Raw genomic sequence first — 24,281 nt, 5'->3', positions numbered from 1 at the left:
AAATATACCCTGAGCGATAAAATCATGGAGTCAGTGCTGCCGAGTTGCCAATGAATCCCAACGACACCTCCCTTCTCACAGTTCAAAATCTTGGTATTGCTTACCCGCCAAGGGGAGGCACTTTACAGTGGGCGGTAGATGGTGTGTCTTTTGCGGTGGGTCAGGGCGATCGCCTCGGTTTGGTAGGAGAATCCGGCTGCGGTAAATCCACCATCGGACGAGCTTTATTGCAATTATTACCAAGAGGATCACAGGTTCGTGGTGAATCCACATTTCAAGAAAAACCGATTTTAAATCTGACTGGCGAAGCACTGCGACACTATCGCGGTGAAGTGATGGGCTTGATTTTCCAAGACCCCATGACCCGTCTCGATCCGCTCATGACCATCGGCAACCATTGTCTCGAAACCTTGCGCTGTCATAGCCCCGAACTAAATAAACAAGAAGCAAAACAAAAAGCCCTAGAAACCTTAAAGGCCGTCAGAATCCCCGCAGATCGTTGGGAACAATATCCCCACGAATTTAGCGGTGGTATGCGTCAACGGGTGGCGATCGCCCTAGCCCTACTCCTCGACCCGACATTCATCATTGCCGATGAACCCACAACCAGCCTTGATGTCACCGTCGCCAACGAAATCTTACAAGAGCTGACCCGCCTTTGCACCGAGCGCAATATGGGTTTACTACTAATCTCCCACGACCTCGCCATGGTAGCCGAATACTGCACCGAAATCGCCGTCATGCACCAGGGCAAAATCGTTGAAATGGGTAATGTCCAAAGAATTTTTAAAACGCCAGAGCATCCTTACACTCGCTCCCTCCTAGAAGCCGCCTTACACCTCCACAGCGATAAAGAATTTAATCCAGATATTGCCAATAAACCATTACTTTCCCTCAAAAATTTAGAACAACACTACATCCTAGAAAGTAATTTTTTCCAGCAAATCATTACCGGCGAAAAGACCAAAGTCATTAAAGCAGTAGACGGCATCAACCTCGATATTTACGAAGGAGAAATCCTCGGCCTAGTAGGCGAATCCGGTTGCGGTAAAAGCACCCTCTCCCGCACAATTTTGCAACTTGTCCCCCCCACAGGCGGCAAAGTGATATTTGAAGGCAAAGAGCTAAATCGCCTATCTATCGCTGACATGCGTCCCCAACGCCGCCACCTCCAAATGATCTTTCAAGATCCCCATGCATCACTCAATCCACTCATGACCGTGGGCGAAAATATTGGTGACCCCTTGCATATTCACGGTTTAGCCCAAGGGGAAGAAATCGAAAAACAAGTCCATACCATGCTTGAAAAGGTCGGTCTAACTCCCACAGAGGAATATTATTCCCGCTATCCTCGGCAACTTTCTGGAGGACAACAGCAGCGTGTTGGCATTGCTAGGGCGTTAATTACCCAGCCGCGTCTGGTGATTTGTGATGAGCCTGTCAGTATGCTCGATGCCAGTATCCAAGCCCAAGTTTTGGATCTGATGAAAGATCTAAAAGCCGAATTTAATTTGACTTATTTGTTTATTACCCATGATCTGTGGGTGGCGAAATTTCTGTGCGATCGCATTGCTGTGATGAACCAAGGAAAAATTGTCGAGCTAGGCAATACCGAAGAGCTTTTCAAAAATCCTCAACATCCCTACACCCAAAAACTGCTTGGTGCAGCTCCCCTACTCCAAAACATCTAATTCACAAACACCTACTTCCCGAAACCTGTAATGTCGGCGATTTACGATAACTGCGATTTTCCACTACTCCCAGAACTTAAGCATTATCTGAGGGAAGGCTACCGTTCAGACTTTTGTGTAGGCTATTTCAATTTACGGGGTTGGTCTGCATTGGCAGATGAAATTGAGCAGTTTGCATCAGGCAAAAACAGAAATTGTCGTTTGTTGATCGGCATGCAGAGACCCCCTAAAGATGAATTAAAACGCATCAGGAATATCGCCAACAAAAAGCTAGGAATGGATCAAGGGGCATCGAAGCGCTTGCAAAAGTTAATGGCTCAAGAGTTTCGGGAGCAACTAACCTATGGAGTGCCCACCGCCAAGGATGAAGCAACCCTGAAGCGCTTACAAACTCAGCTCAAGGAAAACAAGCTAGAAGTTAAATTGTTCTGTCGCCATCTACTCCATGCCAAACTTTATTTGATTTATCGAGAAGATCGCGCCACACCACGGGTGGGTTATGTCGGTAGTAGTAATCTCACGTTTTCAGGTTTGGGTGGTCAGGGAGAACTTAATGTCGAAGTTACGGATAAAGATGACACCCACAAGCTATCGGAGTGGTTTGAGCAACGTTGGCAAGATAGGTTTGCCCTTGATATTTCCAATGATTTAATTGAGGTCATTGATGAAAGTTGGGCGGGTCGTCAGCTCAAACCGTTTTATATTTATCTCAAAATGGCTTATCACCTATCACAGGAAGCAAGAGATGGGTTAAGTCGGTATCAAGCCCCGAAAAATTTTGGCTTATTGGAGTTTCAGGAGCAGGCTGTACGGGTAGCGATGCAGCATATCGATAGGCGCAATGGGGTGATTATTGGTGATGTGGTGGGCTTAGGGAAAACGCTGGTAGGAACGGCGATCGCCCATGTTTGTGAAGAGGAATATGGCACAAGTACCCTGATTATTTGCCCGAAGAATTTGGAATCGATGTGGCAGGGCTATGTGGAGCGGTACGGATTGCGCGGAAAAGTTGTGCCGATTAGTCAAGTGGAAAAAGTATTACCGGAAGTCCCTGCTCGATTTCGGTTGGTACTCATCGATGAAAGTCATAATCTCCGGAACCGTGCAGGTAAACGCTATCAGGCGATTAAGGAATATATGGAGCAGAGCGGGGCAAGGTGCATCATGCTCACGGCAACGCCCTACAATAAAGGCTATTTAGATTTATCAGCGCAGTTACGGTTATTCCTGCGGGAAGATGCGGATCTAGGGATTAAACCGGAAGCCTATATCCGTGGACTGGGTGGGGAGATGAAGTTTCGGCGGCGACATCAAGCTCCAGTACGATCACTCATGGCATTTGAACATAGTGATGAGCCGGAAGATTGGCAGCAGTTAATGAGTCGCTATATGGTGCGGCGTACCCGTGGCTTTGTTAAAAATACCTATGCGAAACAGGATGAGCGGGGTTCCTATCTGGAGTTTCCTAATGGCAGCAAATTTTACTTTCCCACCCGTCGTCCCTGCACAGTGAAATTTAATACGACAGGTGATGTTGATCCCTATTCGCGGCTATATGGCGATCGCGTGGTGGATATGATCAACGGTCTTTGTTTACCTCGGTATGGTCTGGGGAACTATGTCATTCAGCCATCAAACAGGAAGAAAAAATCCCCTACTAAAGCCCCCGGTCAGATGATTTTGGCGACGGGGTTTGAGCATTTGGATGTGACGGAAGCAGAACAGAAAATTTTGGCGAATCTCTCCCATGCAGGGCAGCGGCTAATGGGATTTTGCCGAACAAATTTGTTTAAGCGCCTTGAAAGTAGTGGAGCAGCATTTATTCAATCTATTGAACGTCACATCCTACGGAACTATGTCTATTTGTGGGCGATCGCCAATGATTTACCCATTCCCATTGGAACGCAGGATGCCGCTCTACTGGATGGAACGACCGATGAAGATCAAGACTCTCTATTAGTTCAAGATTGGGAAAGCGATGAGGCCATAGATGAAGATCAACTGTCTCCCAGTGAAGAGTTTAAACAACGGGCAGCGGCAATCTATGAGCTATATCAGAAGAAATATCCTCGTCGATTTAAGTGGATTCGCCCTGACTTATTCCAACCGGAACTGGCTGAAGACTTAGAGCGGGATGCTCAATGTCTGATCAAAATCCTCAAAATCGCTGGGGGCTGGGATGCGGCACAGGATAGTAAGTTAACTGCTCTGATTGAATTACTGACTGAAACTCATCCAGAGGAGAAGGTTCTCATCTTTACCCAATTTGCGGATACCGCCCGTTATCTGGCTCAGGCATTGGAAACCGAAGGTATCGATCAGATCGGTCTGGCAACGGGGGGAACGAAAGACCCAACGGAGTTAGCGCGGCGGTTTAGTCCGAAGAGTAATGGTAAGACTATTCCAACCGAGGAACAGCTACGGATTCTGGTTGCAACAGATGTTCTCAGTGAGGGTCAAAACCTACAGGATGCGCGGATTATCCTAAACTACGATCTACCCTGGGCGATTATCCGGTTAATCCAGCGGGCAGGTCGGGTAGATCGAATTGGGCAGGAGGCGGATGAGATTTTTTGTTATTCGTTTTTGCCAGCGGAAGGGGTGGAACAGCTCATTAATCTGCGGGGGCGGTTACGCGATCGCCTCAAAGAAAACCAAGAAGTAGTAGGAACTGATGAGGCATTTTTCGAGGATGAGGAAGAACGGGCAATGCTGCTCAATCTCTACCATGAAAAGTCTGGTGTCCTCGATGATGATGACGATGAAGGGGAAGTGGATTTAACCTCGGAAGCTCTACAGATTTGGCAGACGGCAATTGACGCGAACCCGACACTCAAACGGGCGATCGCCGAGTTACCGGATGTGGTCTTTTCTACCCGCCACCATGAGCCAACGGCTTTAGATCCAGAAGGAATCTTACTTTACTTGCGGACTGCGGAAGGGACTGATGCTCTGGCATGGATCGATAAGCATGGCAACAGCGTTACCCAATCCCAGATGCGAATTTTACGGACAGCGCGATGCAGTATTGATACCCCCGCCCAAGACCGTCATCCCAAACACCACGATTTAGTCCAAAGGGCATCTCGATTAATCACGGAGCAAACGCAAAAAGTGGCTGGCACTTTAGGCAGCAAGCGGGGGGCAAGGGCAAGGGTCTATGAACGATTGATGGGCTATTGCCAAGAGCTTAAAGAAACTACTCCTCTACTGACTCAGGGTGAGGAATGGGAAAAGTTAGAGCAGACAGTGGAACTTATTCATACTTATCCTCTCAAACAGAATGCGATCGCCGCGTTGAACCGAGAGATGAGGGCAGGGATTTCTAATGAGGATTTGGCGCAGAAAGTGACTTACCTCATGGAGCATGACGCGCTCTGTGTGGTGACTGCGGATGGGACGTTTGAGGGAGCGAGGGTGATTTGTTCGCTGGGCTTATTTCAGAGTTAGGATCAAAATACACTTTCAGGGACTTAATGGAGAATAGATCAATGAACGCAACCCAAACGAAGATTATCGAGATGCTGGAGAGTTTACCGGAAGAGGCTTTAGATGAGGTTAAAGTTTTTCTCGATTTTGTCAGTTGGCGATATCAACGATCTGTTAGAAATCCTCAAGCTTTGAGTAGAGGGGAGGCAATGGTCGCGGCAATGGTGGGGAAGGGAACCAGTGGTTTAACAACAGATGAGATTATGCAGATGACCAGAGGTGAAGAATGAAACACATTCTACGCAAAGTCAACCAAATCAGTCTTGCAAAAAGCTAAGTTCTAGGATTAAAACCATGACGACTGCTACGCAAATTTTCGAAATGCTCCAAGGTTTACTAACACCAGCTTTGGAGGAGTTAAAAAGTTTCATTGTTACTTTGCAGAAGCGTTATCCCGTAATAACCCTAGAGAAACCGAGTGAAGGAATGGCTTATATCGAGCAAGTACGAGGTCAGATGCAATGCGATATGACTACTGATGAAATTATGGCGTTGACAAGGGGAGAGGAATGAAGCCTGTTTTGGTGGATAGTAATGTGCTGTTGGATCTGTTTATGCGTGATCCACAATGGTTGTCTTGGTCATCTGAGCAGTTAGCTCGATGTGCGGATGAATCGGAGTTGGTCATTAATCCAATTATTTACGCAGAAATATCTGTTGGTTTTGAGACAGTCACTGAGCTAGAAGAAGCGATCGCCCCCGTGTCTTTTCGGCGGGAAGCCTTGCCCTATGGGGCGGCATTTTTAGCAGGGAAAGCTTTTCTGAAATATCGCCGCAGTGGGGGCAAAGGGCGATCGCCGCTGCCAGATTTTTATATTGGGGCGCACGCCTTGACCGCAGATTATCGTTTGTTGAGCCGTGATAATAAGCGTTACTAAACCTATTTTCCGAGTCTTGATTTAATTGCACCCTAGGGGGATTTTCTATGAAACTGAACCGCAAGCGTACTGAAAAATATCTCAGAGACTTTGATTTTGAATCTCTGTTTATCGAAGAGTTGGGCTGGGATCTTGTGGATGAGGTGGCGGTTCCTTTAGAGGTGGATGAGGATGAGTTTGAGGCGGAGGCGATCGCCCACAAGCGCGGCTTTACGATTTATCAATGTTGGTGCGAAAAAATCCCAACGAAGAAAGTACAGCGCAGTCTAGATCGACAGCTCAGGGAGTATTCCCAGTCACACTTATTGATTTTTTGCGATCAGGCGCAAACAGAACAGGTGTGGATGTGGGTAAAAAAAGAGGGCAGAAAGCGTAAACCGATTTTTCATGGTCACAAAAGGACGCAGTCGACGGAAGGGATTATTCAGAAACTAGAGCCGTTATTTTTTAGTATTGACGAGGAAGATGAGGCGACTCTCGTAAAAGCTGTTGAGAAGGTGGGCAAAGGCTTCAATATTGAGCAAGTCACGAAGCAGTTTTTCCAAGATTTTGAGGGGTTACATCAGAATTTTTGTCTGGAAATTGTCGGGATTGAAAATGAGAATGATCGCCGTTGGTATGCGTCGGTGGTGCTAAACCGTTTAATGTTCGTTTATTTCCTCCAGAAGCGGTATTTTCTGGACAATGAGAATCCAGACTATCTGGACGATCGCCTAAAGGATTGTCAAAAACAAGGAGAACCGTTCTATAGCTTTTTGACAGATCTATTTTTCGAGGGGTTTGCGAAACCGGAGGGCGATCGGGCGGAAAAAATTAGACAGCGATTAGGGAAAATCTGTTATCTCAATGGGGGTTTATTTCTCAAGCATTCCATCGAGCAAAAGTATTCTCAAATTTCCATCAGCGATAAGGCTTTTGAGGATGTCCTGAAACTATTTTCGTCCTATTCTTGGCACTTGAACGATCGCCCCGATGCAGAGAAAGAAAGCAACGAAATCAACCCCGATGTGTTGGGCTATATCTTCGAGAAGTACATTAACCAAAAGGAATTTGGAGCTTATTACACCCGCCCTGAAATTACGGAATACTTGTGCGATCGCACCATCAACAAGGTGATTGTCGATAAGGTCAATAAAGCGACAGGTAAGGATTTCAAGGATATTGAGGCGTTAAAAAGCAATCTGAATAATGAGCTTTGTCATCTACTGCTCAAAAAGATTTTGCCCACATTGACGCTGCTTGATCCGGCTTGTGGGTCGGGGGCATTTTTGGTGGCGGCGATGAAAACTTTAATCCCGATCTATCAGACTATTATCGGGAAGGTGACGCTCTCTAATGATGGGGAGCTAAAGGCTTGGTTTGAGGAGATGCAACAAGCCCACAGTTCGCTGGATTATTACATCAAAAAGCGCATCATTACGGACAATCTCTATGGAGTGGACATCATGGAGGAGGCGACGGAAATTGCGAAATTGCGGCTCTTCCTCTCGCTGGTGTCTTCGGTGGATAGGGTGGAAGATCTGGAGCCTTTGCCGAATGTGGATTTTAATATCATGGCGGGTAATTCGCTCATCGGTTTGATCCGAGTGGATGGCAATGCTTTTGATAGTCTTGGTAGTTCGCAAACTGGTGGCACTGGGGTTGATCCGACTCAGCTTAATCTCATTGGGCAGACGGTTATCCAAGGGAATCTTTTAAATGCTCTGGCGGCTTCGGAATATCAGCGCATCCTAGAGGATAAAAATAAGAGTATTGACCTCTATAAAAAGCACTCTTTTCTGTCGGATGATTCACGGAGTGCGGATGAACGATCGCAGGATCAGAGTGTGTTGGCGTTGCGAAATCATATCGACAAGCTCAATGCTGAATCTCAAGGGAAGTTAAATCAGCTTTTGCTCGATGAGTTTAGTACGAAGCTCGGCATAAGGTTTGAGGAGGCGCAGCTTAATACAAAGAAGACGAAAAAACGGCTTTTAAATATCGGGGATATTGAGGCGCTGGAGCCGTTCCATTGGGGGTATCACTTCGATAAAGTGTTTGAACGGGGTGGGTTTGATGCGATTATTGCGAATCCGCCATGGGAGATTTTTAAGCCTAATGCCAAGGAATTTTTCGCTAAATACAGTGATGAAGTGCGAAAAAAGAAAATGAGTATTAAGGAGTTTAAAAAGATAGAAAAAAAGCTTCTTGAAAACCCTGAAATTGCTAAAGCATGGTGTGAATATCAGAGTCAGTTTCCTTATGTCAGTAATTATTATCGATCTTCTGAAGATTATCCAAATCAAATTTCACGGGTAAATGGTCGCAAACAAGGAACTGACATCAATCTATACAAGTTATTTTTAGAAAGATGTTTTCAATTGCTACAAGGCAAAGGTTATTGCGGCATTATTATTCCTTCAGGGATTTATACAGATTTAGGAAGTAAACAGTTGAGAGAAATGTTATTTTCTCAGTCTGACATTGACAACCTCTATGGACTTTCCAACGAAAAATTTATTTTTGAAGGTGTTCACCATGCTTTCAAATTTGCTTTACTAAGTTTTGAAAAAGGTAAGAAGACAAAAGACTTCAATGCTGTTTTTCGTATTAATCCAAGGGAAGCAGTTAGAAAAGAGGAGTTAAATCATTTTCTTAAGGATGATGATTTACATTTGAAAATCTCTACTGATTTAGTGCGGAAGCTATCGCCGGATTCTCTTTCTGTGATGGAGTTTAAGCAACCGATCGATATTTCCATTGCCGAGAAAATGACGCATTTTCCGTTGCTTGGTGAACAGATTGAAGGGAAATGGAATTTAAAGCTTAACCGTGAGTTTGACATGACAAATCATAGCTATTTATTTAAAACTGAGCCAGCCGCCGGATGTTTACCGCTCTATGAAGGCAAGATGATTCATCAATTTACCCATCAATTTGCAGAGCCACGTTATTGGGTAGATGAAAAAGAGGGTCGTCAAGCGATTATTGGAAAGAAAGGAACTGATAGCGGTCAAACTTTAGACTATCAAAATTATCGATTAGTACATCGTAGAATTTCTTCTGGAACAAACGAAAGAACTCTAATTGCTTGTATTTTGCCTGAAAAAACTTTTTGTGGAGATACAGCACAACCTGCGAAAAAGAGAATGGATTATCGCATCTCTCTTTGTATAACTTCCTTTTTAAATTCCTTGATTGTTGATTATCAAATTCGGCAAAGGGTGACAAACCATTGTGATATGCATTTTATGTATGGTTTAACTATTCCCCGCTTACAAAAAGGGGATCAATGGTTTGATGAGATAGTAGAGAGAGCCGCCAAGCTAATTTGCACGACCCCAGAATTTGATGACCTTGCCGCCGAAGTTGGTTTGACCCCAGATCCCCGACTTCTCGAAGAAGTCGGGGATCTAAACACATCTCGTTATGGCGTAACCGACGAAGCAGAACGAGGCAAACTCCGCGCCGAACTTGATGGCATCATTGCCCACCTCTATGGCCTCACCGAGAAAGAATTCACCCATATCCTCAGCACCTTTCCCATCGTTGCCGAAGAAACGAAACAAGCCGCCCTCAAAGCCTTCCAAGATCTCGCCGATGACCCCGAAATCGTTGCCCTGATCATGTCTGGCGAAAACAAAACCCTCGAATTTAAGTCCACCGCTTTCTACGACATGAAGACCGAGGACTTTAGCTGCAAAAAATTCCGCTGCCACGACATTCTCAAAGCAGTAGCCGGATTCTTAAATTCCTACGACGGCGGCACATTACTCATCGGCGTAGAAGACGACGGCAATATCTTGGGCTTAGAAGACTACGACTACCAAGACAAAAGCATCAAACAAAAAGACAACAAACAGGATGCCTACGGCTTGTACCTAGAAAACAGCCTAATATTTTCCGAACTCGGTAAAGATATTTCCCCATTTATCGACCTCAGCTTCCACACAATTCAAGGCAAAACCATCTGTTGCATTAAAGTCAAACCCTCATCTCATCAAGTCACCTTTAATTATCTAGACCAAGCCAAAAACCAGAAGACCAACACCTTTTTTATTCGTAGCGGTCGCCAAACCAGCAAACTCACCGACCCGACAGAAATTGCCAACTACTGTAAAGCGCGGTGGCAGTAGACGACCATGAAATTTGAGACAGTTCGAGGAAAATTTAGCATCCAGATTCCCAGTAATCTCGTAGAAGATGTACCGACACAAGCCCCATTTATCCTCCGCTCCCAGACATGGTGCAGCATTTATAAAAACAGTATTTAACGTGAGTTTTGCTTAATCATGCTCGAAAGTACGACGCGGTGAATGGGAGAGCGAGAGATCGGGAGATATTTCTATGCAAACAATCCTAGCTTTCAAAAAATGCAAATTTTCGCTGCTTCTCCGTGTCTCTCCCTCTCCGTGTCTCCTTTTCTCTAGAGAATTTTGGCTACATTCTTATTCATAACTGACGTTACTTAGCCATGGCAACTTCCTTTAACGCAGCTTGAGATAGGGCATAGGAAGACCCAATCAAAACCTCCTCAAAGTTTGTAATATCGGGGCGCATGGTCTTTGGCAAAACCTGTATGCCATGGCAACGCTCAATATCTTGAAATATAGAATGGGCTGCAATGCTGCCAGCCTTTAAATCAACCACCCAAACACCGGCTTGACCTTCAAATTCTGTCGGTAAGTTATCGACTGCAATAAAAGCATAGTCACCCATAAATGTCAGACTTCTCGAAAAGCCGGGAATTTGCGTAATTTGTTCTAAGTTCCCAGAGTTTAGATCGACGACGGAAAAGTGGCCGGTTGTGGATTCTAGTAGCCACAATTTGTCTTGGTACCAGCGCGGTGCAGTGGGCGATTTCAAATTACCAGCGATAATTTCGTTACTGTCCACATCGATTAATACACCTTGATCAAGGGCAGTTTGTCGCCAGCCTTGGGGTGTGGAAGTTGCGCTTAAAGCCGTTACATATTTTGGCACATCATCGGCGATCGCCAGACCGTTTAGATGACAAGCATCATTGGGAGCTAAGGTTTTAAGAAAAGCCGGTTTCCAGCGCGGTACAAAACTATAGGGCGCATCAATGGTAAATAAACAAGAAAAACGACTACTCACGCCCCACACTTGACCCTGAGCGTAGCCTAAATCCTCGACAAAAAGTTCTCCAATAACATGACCTTTACGGTGTAGATAGCAAGCATCATAGGTTCCTTGGGGTTCCAGCTTTTTCGCCACAGCTGCCATATTCCGAAAATGACTCAGCTGATATTGTGTCACCAAATCAAGTCGGGCACGATCAGCCCAAAAAGCTCCGGGTTTCGCAAAATTTCGGCTATGACTATGCAGATGTCCATCGACGCTACAAAGGCTAATGATCTGATCATCTGAAGGGGCTGTAATCACCACCGAACAGTTCAATTGACGTAACAACTCAGCAAAAATACTCGAGTCAGAACAGCTAACAACGGCAGGCGGTTCATGGGTTTTCTCTTCCGGTACTGCCGAATTTTCTGTTTTAGGAGAGGTCATCTTCTCTGCTGGAGTGGCAATGTTGGAGGCGATCGCCGTACTTTTGGAACTAACCTCTGAAATGGACTTAATAAACTGGGAAACTTTATTTGCAGTCGGTTGAACTTTCGGCAAGAAAGTCCTTAGAGCCGCAGCATTCTTTTTCCATTTATTTGGGTCGGGGGGAGTAACTGTAAATTTTGAAAGGGGCAATTGTTCTTGATTAAGATCAACTTCCCAGTCAATTTCTGCAAAGTCACATAACCGTTGAATCTCTCGCTGAGGATTTTGAACTAAGTCATCATAATTGACTCCACATAGCCGATTCTTGGGAATATTTTTTAAGTCTTTGAGAATAATATTGTGGGTTGTTTCCCACTGAGTTGTCGCGATTTTAGGTACAGATTTTTTCTTGAGCCGCTGCCATTTTGGAATGAGAAGTAAAGACCAAGGCTTTCCTGTCCAACCGGGCAAATCTCGATAGGTTACAAAGCGTCCAGACTTCCAAGCTTCAATGATGCTGCTGATATTATTTTTTGGTTCGCGGTAGAGATAAATAAAGCGTGCATCAGGAAAAATTGCCTGTAAAAAAGGAATTCGCAACGCGTTTTTTGGGGTTTTTTCTAGGAATCGGAAGCGGCTTGGTGGTGTCTTCAGTTTTTCACCACGAAAATCTTCTAATTTCTCTAAAAAGTTTTGTTTAATTTGTGCTGCAATTTCTGGCGTGACATCAGCTTCAGTCAGTTCATTGGAGGCATAGTTACGATTAGCGGGCTTTAGGTCTGGAATCGACTCAAAAACACCATGGCTTTCATCGCCAATAGTCAGTAAAGAAGGCGATCGCCTTAGGGTTTCAAAGAGAAATGTACTACCAGATCTAGGGGCTGCAATAATAAAAATTGGTCGATCAAAATGGCGATCGCCCCCTGCAATAGACTGGGTTTCTTGAGTGAGTGCATCAAGGGATTGTGCGAAGGTAAATACACTTTTCGCTTGGGACGTTTGCTCGATAGCATCTAAAGTCTGGGTGGCAATATCAAAGTTCAGCGCAGGCAATATTAACAGCTGCTTTAGGGTCGAAAGAATACCAATACCATTGTGGAGTTTTAGGTTGCTGCCTTTAAATTGTTTTAGTTGATGTTCGAGCTTATTTAAGGCTGCTTGATAAGCAGAAATACCGACCTTGCTCGTACCATATTGAGACCATAGACCCATCCATTCATTTTGGAAATTATTAATCGTCTTTTCTAGATGATCTACATCTGCCAAATCAGAATTATCCATTTCCCAAAAGCTTTCCCAAAATAAATTAACAAGATGCTTCTGCTCCCACGGAGACATGACAATCGGTGCATTAACATTTTCTGTAATTAAATTAGATTTTTGAGCAGGATTAAAACCAATAAAATCCCCTTGAAAAGTTTCTTTATTCTCCTCTAATTCTTCGGTATTTTTAGCCTTTTCAACTAAATTCCAAAAGTCTGCTGTGCCGACAGTATCTGAAACTAAATGTATTCTGGTATTTGGAGTCGGATTAATAACATTATGCATTTTCGACGTATCAAAAATCCAAGTTTCTCCCGCTGCCATATTTACCCGGCGATCGCCACAAATAAACTCAACTTCAGGGTAAGTTTGAATAGGGACATGAACACGAACCCTTTGTTGCCAATAATAGTGAGCATCAGTGTGAGCAGAGACCTGAGCTGACGAATCCAAACGCATTAAACGAGTACGACCAATCACCGTTTGAAAACTCGCTAATACCTGCTGTAAATAGGGACATTTTTTTAGATGGGGTGTTGGTTCCATTACCCCTTTGAGGGCATCATTCGTGGGGTCGCCATCGACTGCCACCAAAAGTAAAGCTGAATTTCCGGCAAAATTTTGTGGGTGGGGCTGCCAATCATTTTCCGTAAATTGAGCAACTTCTGCTTGAAGTTTTTCCACATCAAAATGTAGAGGTAGCTTATAAAACTCAGACTTTAATTTCATAAATTCACACCTGAAATAAATCAGCTTTAATTAATTCTTGATGACCATAAATTTTAAAGTTTAATTGTAGTGGGCACCTGTGCAAGCGCATTGTCCTCTAAAGCAAACGATGTGCCAAGGTGGGATGATAGTTGTGGTTCGATAATATCAACAATTTCAGGATATTTTGCTCCCGCTAGAACTTTAACCGCAAAAATCTCTTCAATAAGATCTTCAAAGATTACATTAGCGACCGTTTCACCGCGTTCAATATCAACCACCCACACACCACAAGTCCGCTCGTCAAATTCATCTGTAAGGGGAATATCACTAAAAATTGCACGGTCAGATTCACTTTTACACCGCAGTTTTGAAAGGCCAATAAAAGCTAAATTTCGATAGAAATCAATCCCCCTCGTAAAGCCCGGCACTTGAGCTACGGTTTCCAGTTTGCCAGTATCGAGATCCACCGTTGCAAGACTCCCTCTGCCTGATTCTAAAACCCACAATTTCCCACGATACCAACGGGGAGAATGGGGCATACTTAACCCTCGAATGACAAATTCATTATTTTCCACATCCATAATCACACCGCCATCGCGTTTATTTTCCCGCCATGCTTGGAGAGTATCACCCACGCCCAATGAAGTGACATATTTGGGTTTATCATCCACGATCGCCAACCCATTTAAATGACAACGATCTTCTGGTGCGTAGCCCGTAATAAAATGCGGTCGCCAGCGGGGCACAAAACTATGTTCATCATCTAAAGTACATAAACAAGAAAACTTAGTATTCACAAACCACAGTTCATCGCCCGCCCAGTCCATTTCATGGATATCAATATTTCCTGTCACGTGGGTATTTCGGAGTAGATAACAGGCATCATGTTTGCCCCCCTCTAATTTCGGGGCGATCGCCGGCATATTATAAAACTCTTTAATGTGATTCAACGTGCCAACCGCGAGTCTGGTTTTATTGGCAGCGACCCCCATTGCTTTACGAAATGTTCGGAAGTGACTGTTCAGCGTATTTCCTTGGTTGCGAAAAAACATCAATTTCCCAGCCTGATAAGTAGACACAAGCAAAGACATATTGGTTTTCTGTAAAATTTCAAGAAAAGAACCAGAACTCTTAATTTTCATATTATTTGAGCAGTGTTCGACTCATTTAAGTTAAGTATAAAAAAATGAATGGAGAAAACGAGTTTAACCATCCATCTTTTTAATATTCTATGAGAGTATTTTCGCCGCTATAATTTCAAACTTTATGACGGAGCACAAGCCGTATTCGCCGTAACATTGCCACCAATTGAAACATTCCCAGTTGGTAATGCACCATCTAGATAGATGTTATCGCTGCCATCCAAAAGATATTGGAAGTCCCCTCCACTTGGATCCGTAACCGTGTTACCAGAAATAACTGCACAGACCCCATATCCACCATCGTTATAGAGTTCAATTCCAGTTTCGTCTGAATTGACTTCATTGCCAATAATGCTCACTACCCCAGTCGCTTCACCACCCACAAAGATGTTTACATCGATACCTTTTTCGTCGGCATCAGTGACGGTGTTGTCGCTGATGCTGATATCTCCACTAGCACTACCGCCACGAACTGCCGTATAAATGCCAGAGGAATCAGAAGTAATAGTATTACCGCTTATGGTGAGATTTTCGCTGTCAGATTCATTAACAATCCTCAGGTTAATGCCAAAATGATCAGAGGTAATACTATTGTCGCTTATAGTGAGATTGCCGCTGTCAGATTCACTAGCAATCCTCAGGTTTACACCATCGTAATTTGCATCAATAGTATTACCGCTGATGCTGATATCTCCACTAGCACTACCGCGGAAGACTACTGCATTAATGCCAGAGGAATCAGAAGTAATAGTATTACCGCTTATGGTGAGATTTTCGCTGTCAGATTCATTAGCAATCCTCAGGTTAATGCCAGAGGAATCAGAAGTAATAGTATTACCGCTTATAGTGAGATTTTCGCTGTCAGATTCATTAGCAATCCTCAGGTTAATGCCAGAATTATCTGCGTCGATAGTATTACTAATTACAGTAATATCACCGCTGTCAGATTCATTGGCAATCCTCAGGTTAATGCCAGAATAATCAGAGGTAATACTATTGTCGCTTATAGTGAGATTGCCGCTGTCAGATTCCCTAGCAATCCTCAGGTTTACACCATCGTAATTTGCATCAATAGTATTACCGCTGATGCTGATATCTCCACTAGCACTACCGCGGAAGACTACTGCATTAATGCCAGAGGAATCAGAAGTAATAGTATTACCGCTTATAGTGAGATTTTCGCTGTCAGATTCATTAGCAATCCTCAGGTTAATGCCAGAATCATCTGCGTCGATAGTATTACTAATTACAGTAATATCACCGCTGTCAGATTCATTGGCAATCCTCAGGTTAATGCCAGAATAATCAGAGGTAATACTATTGTCGCTTATAGTGAGATTGCCGCTGTCAGATTCCCTAGCAATCCTCAGGTTTACACCATCATAATTTGCATCAATAGTATTACCGCTGATGCTGATATCTCCACTAGCACTACCGCGAAGAACTGCTGCATTAAGGCCAAAATAATCAGAGGTAATACTATTGTCGCTTATAGTAATATCGCCAGTACTAGACACATAATCTACAGTTAGATTAATACCATCATAATTTGCATCAATAGTATTACCGCTGATCAAGATGTCACCAGTAGAGGAAAAAGCATTAACCTCAACTTCAATACCGTCATCTCCAGACTCAATTTCATTGCCACTAATGATGACCTCTTCAACAGAAGCATTATAGACATGAATATAAATGCCGTCTTCATCTGACTCTATGGTGTTGTCAATAATGGTTATTGTTTCTCCATCGTCAAGGTTATGGAGATTGATAACAACAGTATCGTCAACAATATTGTCTGCAATAGTGATATTGCCACCAACATCCTCAATAAATAGTCCACCGTTAAGGTCAAAACCATCAATTGTCGTATCAGGGTTAAAGACTATCAGTTCAGAATTTTCGATAGTTGGTAGATTGCCTGTGCCAGAGTCCGGGAGAATGACATTGGTTCCACTCGCTGCGGGTAGATTGCCAACTGGTAAGACTTGCGCCACACCGTCGGACATAAAAATCACACCCTCCGGAATCGTCAAACCACCGGCGGCATCAAAAGTACCACCGTTTAGAACATAGGCAATACCATCATTCGGAAAGCTGCCAGCCTCATCAAGTGCCTGCTGGAATGTGGGGAAAGGCGATTCAAAAGTACCATTACTGTTCCCGCTCAGATCTGCAAAAGAAAAGAACCAGTCATTGCCAGTTTCAGGGTTCGTTGCGATGACTCCATCGCCAGTTTGGTCTGTGTAATTATCGACGATGACTGTAGAATTTTTCACGAATCTACCCGACAGGCGGTCAATTATCGGGTTGTAACCTTCTTCGTACGCTGAAGAAGCAAGTGCGCTAGAAGAGCTTGATCTGGGGAATAATGCCCCAACAGAGAAGCTTAGCTGTGTGCCAAAATATCATCGTCCTGTAGCGTCAGACCCACATTAACCGAGGGAATGGGACGAGCCACTAAACGGGTACGCCAGCCAATGGAATCTTCGCCACCATCGATGTCGTAATAGTAAAGACCTGCATAGGCTCTCAAGTCACCCCGTCGCCAGTCCGTTAGTTTGGAGCCAACTTCAAAGTCGAGACCTGATGCCGCAGCTTGAAATCTTTGGCTCGTGTCGAAAAGCAGCCTATTGCCAGTGAATCTGAAATTGTTGGCAGTCTCCGGTGTAATTGCTTCACGATCGCTGAGGGATAGAAAGACATTGGCGCGGGCATCAAAGGTTTCGCCGAGGGACTCTGCGCCAAAGGTAAATTGACTAAAGCTATTTTCTTCTTCTGTGCCACGGACATCGAGACCGAGATAACTGCCGAAAATACGATTTGCTTCGCTTAGTGAGCGATAACCAAAGAGGAGATTACCGCCAAATTCACCATCGTCATCGACAGAAACACCGCCGTCGAAGAAAAATATTTTGAAATTATCAAACCCGCCTTGTTGAAAAACAGGTAGAAAACCACCGACGTAGTTTAGGCCTTCAGCGCCATTAACATCGGTTGTTCGTTTAACGGCAAACCTAGGTCGAATCTTGAGATCCGCAGCTTCAGTGGAGACATCTTTATCAAGGGGTTCGAAATCTTCCATCGCCTCAGCGTCTTCCATCATCATGGTATCTTCCATAACTTCCGGTGTATCAGAAGTCTGGGCTAAGGCTGGCATTGCGGTAACCAACAATGTTGTACAAGCGGCACCGATAATGCTGTATTTCTGAGTCATTTGTTCGAAGGTCACCAAGAGGCGTGAGATATATTACTAAGTCTAGCGGCATCATATCGCATAAATTCTTGTATGAAAGCAATTTGAGGCGATCTTTGTCTAGTCTTTAATTTTCTCTGAGTTCGGGGGCGATCGCCTCTCCTTATTCTCACAGGAGCTAATTCGGTTAAGGTATTGGAAGTCAAATTTTCCGGCAAACCCATGAGTATCATCACCCTACAATCCGTCTCAAAAGATTTTGGGATTAAAGAGATCCTGCGAGAGGGGAACTTTAGTGTTGATGACACTGAAAAGGTCGGGTTAATTGGCGTGAATGGTGGCGGCAAATCGACATTACTCAAAATGATCGCTGGCATCGAACCGATTGATAGTGGCAAACGGTTGGTACGGTCTGGTGCAAGGATCGTTTATCTCCCTCAGCAACCTGAGATTGACCCAGAGAATACGGTACTCGACCAAGTTTTTGCTGATTGTAGTGAGCAAATGAAATGGGTACGGGATTATGAAGACCTCTCCCATCGGATGGCGATCGCCGAGGGGGATGAGCTAAATAGCCTGATGGGCAAGCTATCGGAAATTACCGCCAAAATGGACGCGCTCAATGCGTGGGAAATGGAGACCAATGCCAAAATTATTTTAAGTAAACTCGGCATTACCGATTTGGAAGTGAAGGTCGGGAGTCTTTCCGGTGGCTATCGTAAACGCATTGCCCTAGCGGCAGCGCTTTTGTCAGAACCCGATTTGCTGCTGATGGATGAGCCGACAAACCACCTTGATGCCGACTCTGTGGAATGGTTGCAGAGCTATCTCAATAACTATTCCGGGGCAATATTACTGATTACCCACGACCGTTATTTTCTCGATCAAGTCACCAATCGTATCCTCGAAATTGACCGCGGTGACCTCTATGCCTACTCCGGCAACTATTCCTATTATTTAGAAAAAAAAGCCCTCGCCGAAGAAGCAGCCATCAGTAGCCAACAAAAACATAAAGGGGTATTGCGACGGGAGTTGGAATGGTTAAAGCGGGGCCCCCAAGCGAGAGCCACAAAACAAAAAGCCCGCATTGACCGCATCCATGACATGAAAGACAAGGTTTTTAAAGAGGCGCAAGGTAAGGTTGAAATCGATACACCCGGCAGACGCATCGGCAAAAAGGTGATCGAAGTGGAAAATCTTGCTAAATCCTACGGCGATCGCCTAATTATTAAAAACTTTACCTACGAGTTTAATCCCGGCGATCGTATCGGTATCATTGGCGGCAATGGCGCAGGCAAATCTACATTTCTAAATCTCATTACCCAACGCATCGAGCCCGACTCCGGCACAGTCGATATTGGGAGCACGATTCATATTGGCTATTTTGACCAACATTCCGATGACCTCGACGAAAAAACGCAGCAACAACGGGTCATCGAATACATCAAAGACGTGGCGACCTACGTTGAAACAGCCGATGGCACACAAATTTCAGCATCACAAATGTTAGAGCGATTTCTCTTTCCCCCCGATCAACAATATGCCCCGATCCACAAACTTTCTGGTGGTGAAAAACGCCGCTTATTTTTACTCAAAATCCTCATGGCCGCGCCAAACCTCTTGATCCTTGACGAGCCGACCAATGATCTTGATGTCCAGACCCTATCCATTCTCGAAGACTATCTAGAGGATTTTAATGGTTGCGTTGTCATTGTTGCCCACGACCGTTATTTCCTTGACCGCACTGTACATACAATTTTTTCGTTGGAAGGGCAGGGTACATTACGCCAGTATCCCGGCAACTACTCGGTTTACCTTGACTATAAAAAAATAGAAGAGGCAAAAAAAGCGGAGCAAGAAGCTGCCCAAGTAAAGGCAACACCGACTAAAGCGCCCACGAAAACCAAAGCAAAAACCTACCAAAAGCCCAAATCTGTCCCAAATCGCTTGTCTAACTACCAACGCAAAGAATTAGAGCGCCTCGAAATGAGGGTTATTCCTGAGCTAGAAAAGAAAAAAGCCGCCCTCGAAGCGCAACTTTGTCAGCAGGCAGATGGCGACTATGAAAAACTACAAAGTCTCTCTGACGCTTTGACCCAACTCAATCAGGAAATTGAAACGAAAACGGAGCGTTGGTTAGAGCTGGCTGAACTTGATCACTAAAGCGGCGATCGCCAGTCAACCCCAACGACTACAACCAAGGAAAAAGACGACCCAATCCCGCTTCGATATCTTCTACTGTTTCTTCTAGTCCTTCCTGAACTTCTTCTTGAATCTTTTCTCGAATATTACGTCGATCTAGCTCTTTTTGAGCCTGTTCGCGATTTGCTCGGATATTTTCGTCTTCGGGTTTGTATTGGAGGGCTTGATCGTAGGCGGCGATCGCCTCGGCATATTGATCGAGGGTGAGATGGGCATTACCCTTGAGCTCCCAACTGTCACCATCTTGGGGTTTGAGGCCAAGGGCGCGGTCATAGGCTGAGATTGCTTGGGGATAATCTTTTGATTCGTAGAGTAAATTAGCCAGATTTAGCCAGCTTGTGTGGTCGTTACCCTTGAGCTCGACAGTCCGACGGTAGGCGGCGATCGCCGTGGATTTATCATCAGCTCTCTGGGCATTCCAAGCGAGGTGATACCAAGCTCGATCATTACTCGGCTCTAGCTCAATAACTTTCGCAAAGGCATCTTGGGCATCGCGATATTGTTTGAGATTTTCGTGGGAAATGCCGAGACTATACCAGGCGGGGGCATGGTCTGGCTTGAGCCGTACGACACGGGCATAGGCATTTTTTGATTCTTGATAATTTGCGAGCTTGAAGTAGCTATTACCCTTCTGATACCAAATATTTGGGTCGGCATTATTGATCCGCAGGGCACGATCATAGGCGGCGATCGCCTCGTTATATTCCTCACGCTTGTGGTGAATCCAGCCCTTTTCATACCAAGCCCAAGCTTGGCGGCTATCGAGTTTAAGGATAATTTCTAAGCTGCTAAGGGCATTAGTTTGATCATCCTGTGCCAGATGAATTTGAGCTTTAGCTTGCCAAATTTCGAGGCTATTACTATTAATTTGAATTGCTTTGTTGAGGGAGGCGATCGCTTGATCATATTGTTGGCGATCGCTCAAGATTTTGCCCCGCCCCCACCAAGCTTCCCAAGCATTCGGATCCACCTGTAGAAGCTGATCATAAGTAGCAAGAGCTTCATCGTACCGCTGCAATTGTTGCAAAATTTGAGCCTTACCCAAGAGTGCCCCCCGGTGCTGGGCATTTTGATCCAGTACATCCTGATAGCTAGTAAGGGCATTTTCCGGCTCCCCTAGCTCCTGGTACAGTTGACCCTGTTCAAATTGCTCTAGGGTTGCCTGACGGCCAGACCACCACTGCCAACCGAGATTTAAACTAACCCCCACACCAACAACAGCAGCGACACCTAAACCAATAACCACAGCTATGGCACCACGATCCTTCGGATTGAGGCCAAAGGTTAGATCTGAAGATTGGGGAACCTGTGTGTAAAACGAAGAAGTCGCGATAGCTTCTGTACTAACCTCTTCGGTTAGCGGTGCAGCTTTACCAAGAACAACCGTATTAGACGTTTGAGGCGCTGTCATCCCATCAAGGGCAGCAAGGACAGCTTCCGCCGAAAAATAACGCTCCCGGAAATCGTGGCGTACCATCTTGTCGATCACATCAGCAAAAGACTTATCAATATCAACTAAATCTCGCCAAATCAGTTCCGCAGTGCGGGGATCCGTGCCAAGGGTATGGGGAAATTGACCCGTGAGGGCTTCAATGGCAATCATGCCTGCCGCATAGATATCACTACCAAATTGTGGCCGACCTTGGGCTTGTTCGCTGGGAATATAACCCTGTGTACCGATCGCCACCGTCGCGCGACCCGTGGCCTGTTGAAACTGCGTTGTGACCCTCTTTACCGCCCCGAAATCAATCAAACATAGGCGGCGATCGCCAGTGCGACGAATCAGATTACTCGGATTTAAATCACGGTGAATCACCTGATTACCATGGACAAAAACCAAAAGCTCTAGGATTTCCCGAAGAATCGCAATCACCTGCCCCTGAGAAAGCTTTCCCTGCTGGCGGATTTCATCCCGTAAACTTTGACCCTCAATATAATCCTGAACAAGATAAAACTCCTGCGACTCCTCAAAATAAGCAAACAACTGGGGAATTTGCTCATGCTTTCCCAGCTCATGCAAAATTTGCGCTTCCGTCTCAAACAAGCGCCTCGCAGTCTTCAACGACTGTGGATCATCGACTTGGGGCTTCAGCTGCTTCACCACACAATGGGGATGTTCAGGCAAATACAAATCTTCCGCGAGGAAAGTTGCCCCAAAACCGCCTCGGGCGAGTTCTTGGGTAATACGGTAGCGTCCGTTTAGGGTCTGTCCAATGGGCAGCGTCATGGAGATCTTTGATGGCACGAGATGGTTTCAGAACAATATAGATTATCTAATGTAGACTTCATCAGACCTAAATTTGATTCCGTATTTTCATCTTAGGGTGATTTTTCCAAAAGCTGCTCCCAGTCTCAATTTTCTAAACGATCTGAAGATAAAGTAAAGAATAAAGTTGAACGACGAATATCCTCCGTATTGCCAGAGCTGGTGAGACTCAAAGAATTTAGATGGTTAAAGAAAGGCTTCGCGACATAATCAACAACGCGCAAGATAGGCACTTGGGTTTTAAAGAGTTGAGCGCCCTGTCGCCAGTCAGCATAAAGATAACCCCCATTTTCGCTGGGGAGCTGCTGTAGACTCACTTTAAAGTTTTTGTTATCTAATAAAGATTGCTTTTTATTCGCATTAACAGCGCGGCTTAGGGCTTTAACGGAGCTCGCAAACAGTTCGTAATTTTCAACGCTGAGATGGGCCCCTTGCACCTGGGCATTGAGCTGGACTAGGTCATCATCTTGGTTCGATGTATCAATGGCTGTCCATGCCGTTACTTGGCGATCGCCTAACGGTAATCTACCGACACTTAAACCCTTCTCTTGGGCAAGCTCATCAAAATGTTCAATAATCGGGTCAATATTCACCTCAGGTTCCCGCTCCGCCACAAACAGCCAATCCACACTATTTTTCCGATCCAAGTTGGGAACGATCGCCAACGCATAATCACTAGAAATCCAATCAAAAATATCTGCCGGCAAATCAATCCCTAGAGGCTCTTGGATAGCCACAACAGACTGCTGCAAAATTTGGGAGAGCGGACTACGGGGATTTAGTCCCGTCGTTGCATCCGTCCACAACTGCTTTAGATCACGCCCGGCGACGGCAAGTAGCGCTTGGGGTGGAACATAAGTTAAAGCCTCCACAGGTTCCGTTAGGATAGGGCGATTTAGCGCCGGCTCAGTGTCACCAATGAGAGCAGTCTCCGCAATTAATCCCTGATTTTGCAAACTTAGAGTGACCGCTAAGCGCTGTTTTAAAGTTGGTTCCTCAGGGTTAATATCATTGGCAATCCAAGCACTGAGGGCTGGTAAATTTGCCACAGCAATACCAATATGATCACGGTCGATAGTTTCGAGGGCTGCAAGATATTGCGGATCATGACTGAGATTTAGATCAGGCACTTGCACCGTATTAATCGCACTACGGAGTACTTTTCCTTCACTGGCAAACAAGACATAATTCCCAACAATGGCGCTGGCAAATTGCTTTGTCTTTGCATCCGGAATAACAAGATTTACACCCTTGTAAGTTTCATAACGTAAGCCAGAGTCCGGCGCTAAAGCCTGTTCAGTATAGGCAAGCTGGAGAAATTCTTTGGCCAGTTCTTTGTCCCGCGCTTCAACCACCAACAGATACCCCGGTGTCACACCATTTTCAAGGTTGCGATCCACATCGAGCGTTGTTACTGCAAAACTAATTTCATTACCTAGCCACGGCTCAATTTGTTTTGTGTAGTCCAGTCCTGTGGCACTCATCAGGCTCGTTTTTGCCTGTTGAAGTTCTTGCAATGTTTCGCGACGTTTACCGTAGGGAGTCTGCACTAAACCTAAGGCGGCTAATTTTTCAGGATTTACCACCATCGACAACATCAATGGCGCTTGGCGGGGCACAAATAAAGCCGCAGCGGGATTCGTCGCGACACCACCTTTTAGCCAGGGCAAAGGACTCTGGGACAAAATGTCATACCAGCTAGCTGTCCCAATGGACAGTAACAACACGGCCAGTAGGCCAAGATAAACGAAAAAAGAACGGGATTTCATTAGCCACTCGGAAACGCACGGCAATTATTATCCCATTGTGCCTGAGCTTCTCTCTCTCTAATCGCTATCTTTTCAAATTGAGAAGCATGGAAAAACACAGATTAGACCTCTTGCATGAATCAAGAAAGCAAGGAAAGTCCGTAGTTGATAATTCCCGCAAGGAGATTAATTCTTAAGCCAA

General features: G+C 45.0%; 14 protein-coding genes. 8 read left to right on the top strand and 6 right to left on the bottom strand.

Annotated elements, in window-relative coordinates; all coding sequences use genetic code 11:
- The first annotated feature begins 50 nt into the window (after nt 1–50).
- The 7 genes from NIES208_RS11015 (at nt 51) to NIES208_RS19670 (ending at nt 10,311) form a co-directional block, all read left to right on the top strand.
- A complete protein-coding gene (locus NIES208_RS11015; RefSeq protein ID WP_075892680.1) occupies nt 51–1,691 on the top strand; it encodes a dipeptide ABC transporter ATP-binding protein in 1,641 nt (546 codons plus the stop codon).
- A 30-nt stretch (nt 1,692–1,721) separates the two neighbouring features.
- Complete coding sequence (locus NIES208_RS11010) at nt 1,722–5,141, top strand: helicase-related protein (protein ID WP_075892678.1); 3,420 nt, start codon at nt 1,722–1,724, stop codon at nt 5,139–5,141.
- A 41-nt stretch (nt 5,142–5,182) separates the two neighbouring features.
- Nucleotides 5,183–5,410, top strand: coding sequence for a transcriptional regulator (locus NIES208_RS11005; protein ID WP_075892676.1), 228 nt, complete (start codon nt 5,183–5,185; stop codon nt 5,408–5,410).
- Between the two features lie 64 nt (nt 5,411–5,474).
- The gene (locus NIES208_RS11000) at nt 5,475–5,693 is read left to right on the top strand and encodes a hypothetical protein (protein ID WP_075892674.1); all 219 of its coding nucleotides are present in this window, start codon (nt 5,475–5,477) and stop codon (nt 5,691–5,693) included.
- On the top strand, nt 5,690–6,058 hold the full coding sequence (locus NIES208_RS10995; RefSeq protein WP_075892672.1) for a type II toxin-antitoxin system VapC family toxin: 369 nt from the start codon (nt 5,690–5,692) through the stop codon (nt 6,056–6,058). The genes NIES208_RS11000 and NIES208_RS10995 overlap by 4 nt, the downstream gene beginning before the upstream one ends.
- A 47-nt stretch (nt 6,059–6,105) precedes the next feature.
- Entirely contained in the window at nt 6,106–10,173 is a 4,068-nt protein-coding gene (locus tag NIES208_RS10990) for an Eco57I restriction-modification methylase domain-containing protein (protein WP_075892670.1), read from the top strand.
- Nucleotides 10,174–10,179: 6 nt separating this feature from the next.
- Nucleotides 10,180–10,311: a hypothetical protein gene (locus tag NIES208_RS19670; RefSeq protein ID WP_282956442.1), complete on the top strand. Its 132-nt coding sequence runs from the start codon at nt 10,180–10,182 to the stop codon at nt 10,309–10,311.
- Nucleotides 10,312–10,501: 190 nt separating this feature from the next.
- Here the strand turns inward: NIES208_RS19670 and NIES208_RS18385 are convergent, their stop codons facing one another.
- The 4 genes from NIES208_RS18385 to NIES208_RS10960 form a co-directional block, all read right to left on the bottom strand.
- Complete coding sequence (locus NIES208_RS18385) at nt 10,502–13,543, bottom strand: TIGR03032 family protein (protein ID WP_084176605.1); 3,042 nt, start codon at nt 13,541–13,543, stop codon at nt 10,502–10,504.
- A gap of 53 nt (nt 13,544–13,596) precedes the next feature.
- Nucleotides 13,597–14,667, bottom strand: a complete 1,071-nt coding sequence (locus NIES208_RS10970; protein ID WP_075892668.1) for a TIGR03032 family protein — start codon at nt 14,665–14,667, stop codon at nt 13,597–13,599.
- A gap of 122 nt (nt 14,668–14,789) precedes the next feature.
- Complete coding sequence (locus NIES208_RS10965; protein ID WP_075892666.1) at nt 14,790–16,946, bottom strand: beta strand repeat-containing protein; 2,157 nt, start codon at nt 16,944–16,946, stop codon at nt 14,790–14,792.
- Nucleotides 16,947–17,056: 110 nt separating this feature from the next.
- On the bottom strand, nt 17,057–17,899 hold the full coding sequence (locus tag NIES208_RS10960; protein WP_216349398.1) for an inverse autotransporter beta domain-containing protein: 843 nt from the start codon (nt 17,897–17,899) through the stop codon (nt 17,057–17,059).
- A gap of 186 nt (nt 17,900–18,085) precedes the next feature.
- On the opposite strand from NIES208_RS10960, the gene NIES208_RS10955 reads away from it, so the two are divergent.
- Nucleotides 18,086–20,026, top strand: coding sequence for an ABC-F family ATP-binding cassette domain-containing protein (locus NIES208_RS10955; RefSeq protein ID WP_075892662.1), 1,941 nt, complete (start codon nt 18,086–18,088; stop codon nt 20,024–20,026).
- Between the two features lie 28 nt (nt 20,027–20,054).
- On the opposite strand, the gene NIES208_RS10950 is transcribed toward NIES208_RS10955, so the two are convergent.
- On the bottom strand, nt 20,055–22,292 hold the full coding sequence (locus NIES208_RS10950; RefSeq protein ID WP_075892660.1) for a serine/threonine-protein kinase: 2,238 nt from the start codon (nt 22,290–22,292) through the stop codon (nt 20,055–20,057).
- Nucleotides 22,293–22,417: 125 nt separating this feature from the next.
- Nucleotides 22,418–24,100: a DUF3352 domain-containing protein gene (locus NIES208_RS10945; RefSeq protein ID WP_075892658.1), complete on the bottom strand. Its 1,683-nt coding sequence runs from the start codon at nt 24,098–24,100 to the stop codon at nt 22,418–22,420.
- Nucleotides 24,101–24,281 lie beyond the last annotated feature (181 nt).

It is taken from the genome of [Limnothrix rosea] IAM M-220, from assembly GCF_001904615.1.
Lineage (GTDB): Bacteria > Cyanobacteriota > Cyanobacteriia > Cyanobacteriales > MRBY01 > MRBY01.
The sequence above is the reverse complement of the archived record's forward strand: the minus strand, read 5'-3'. Positions and strand labels throughout refer to the sequence as shown.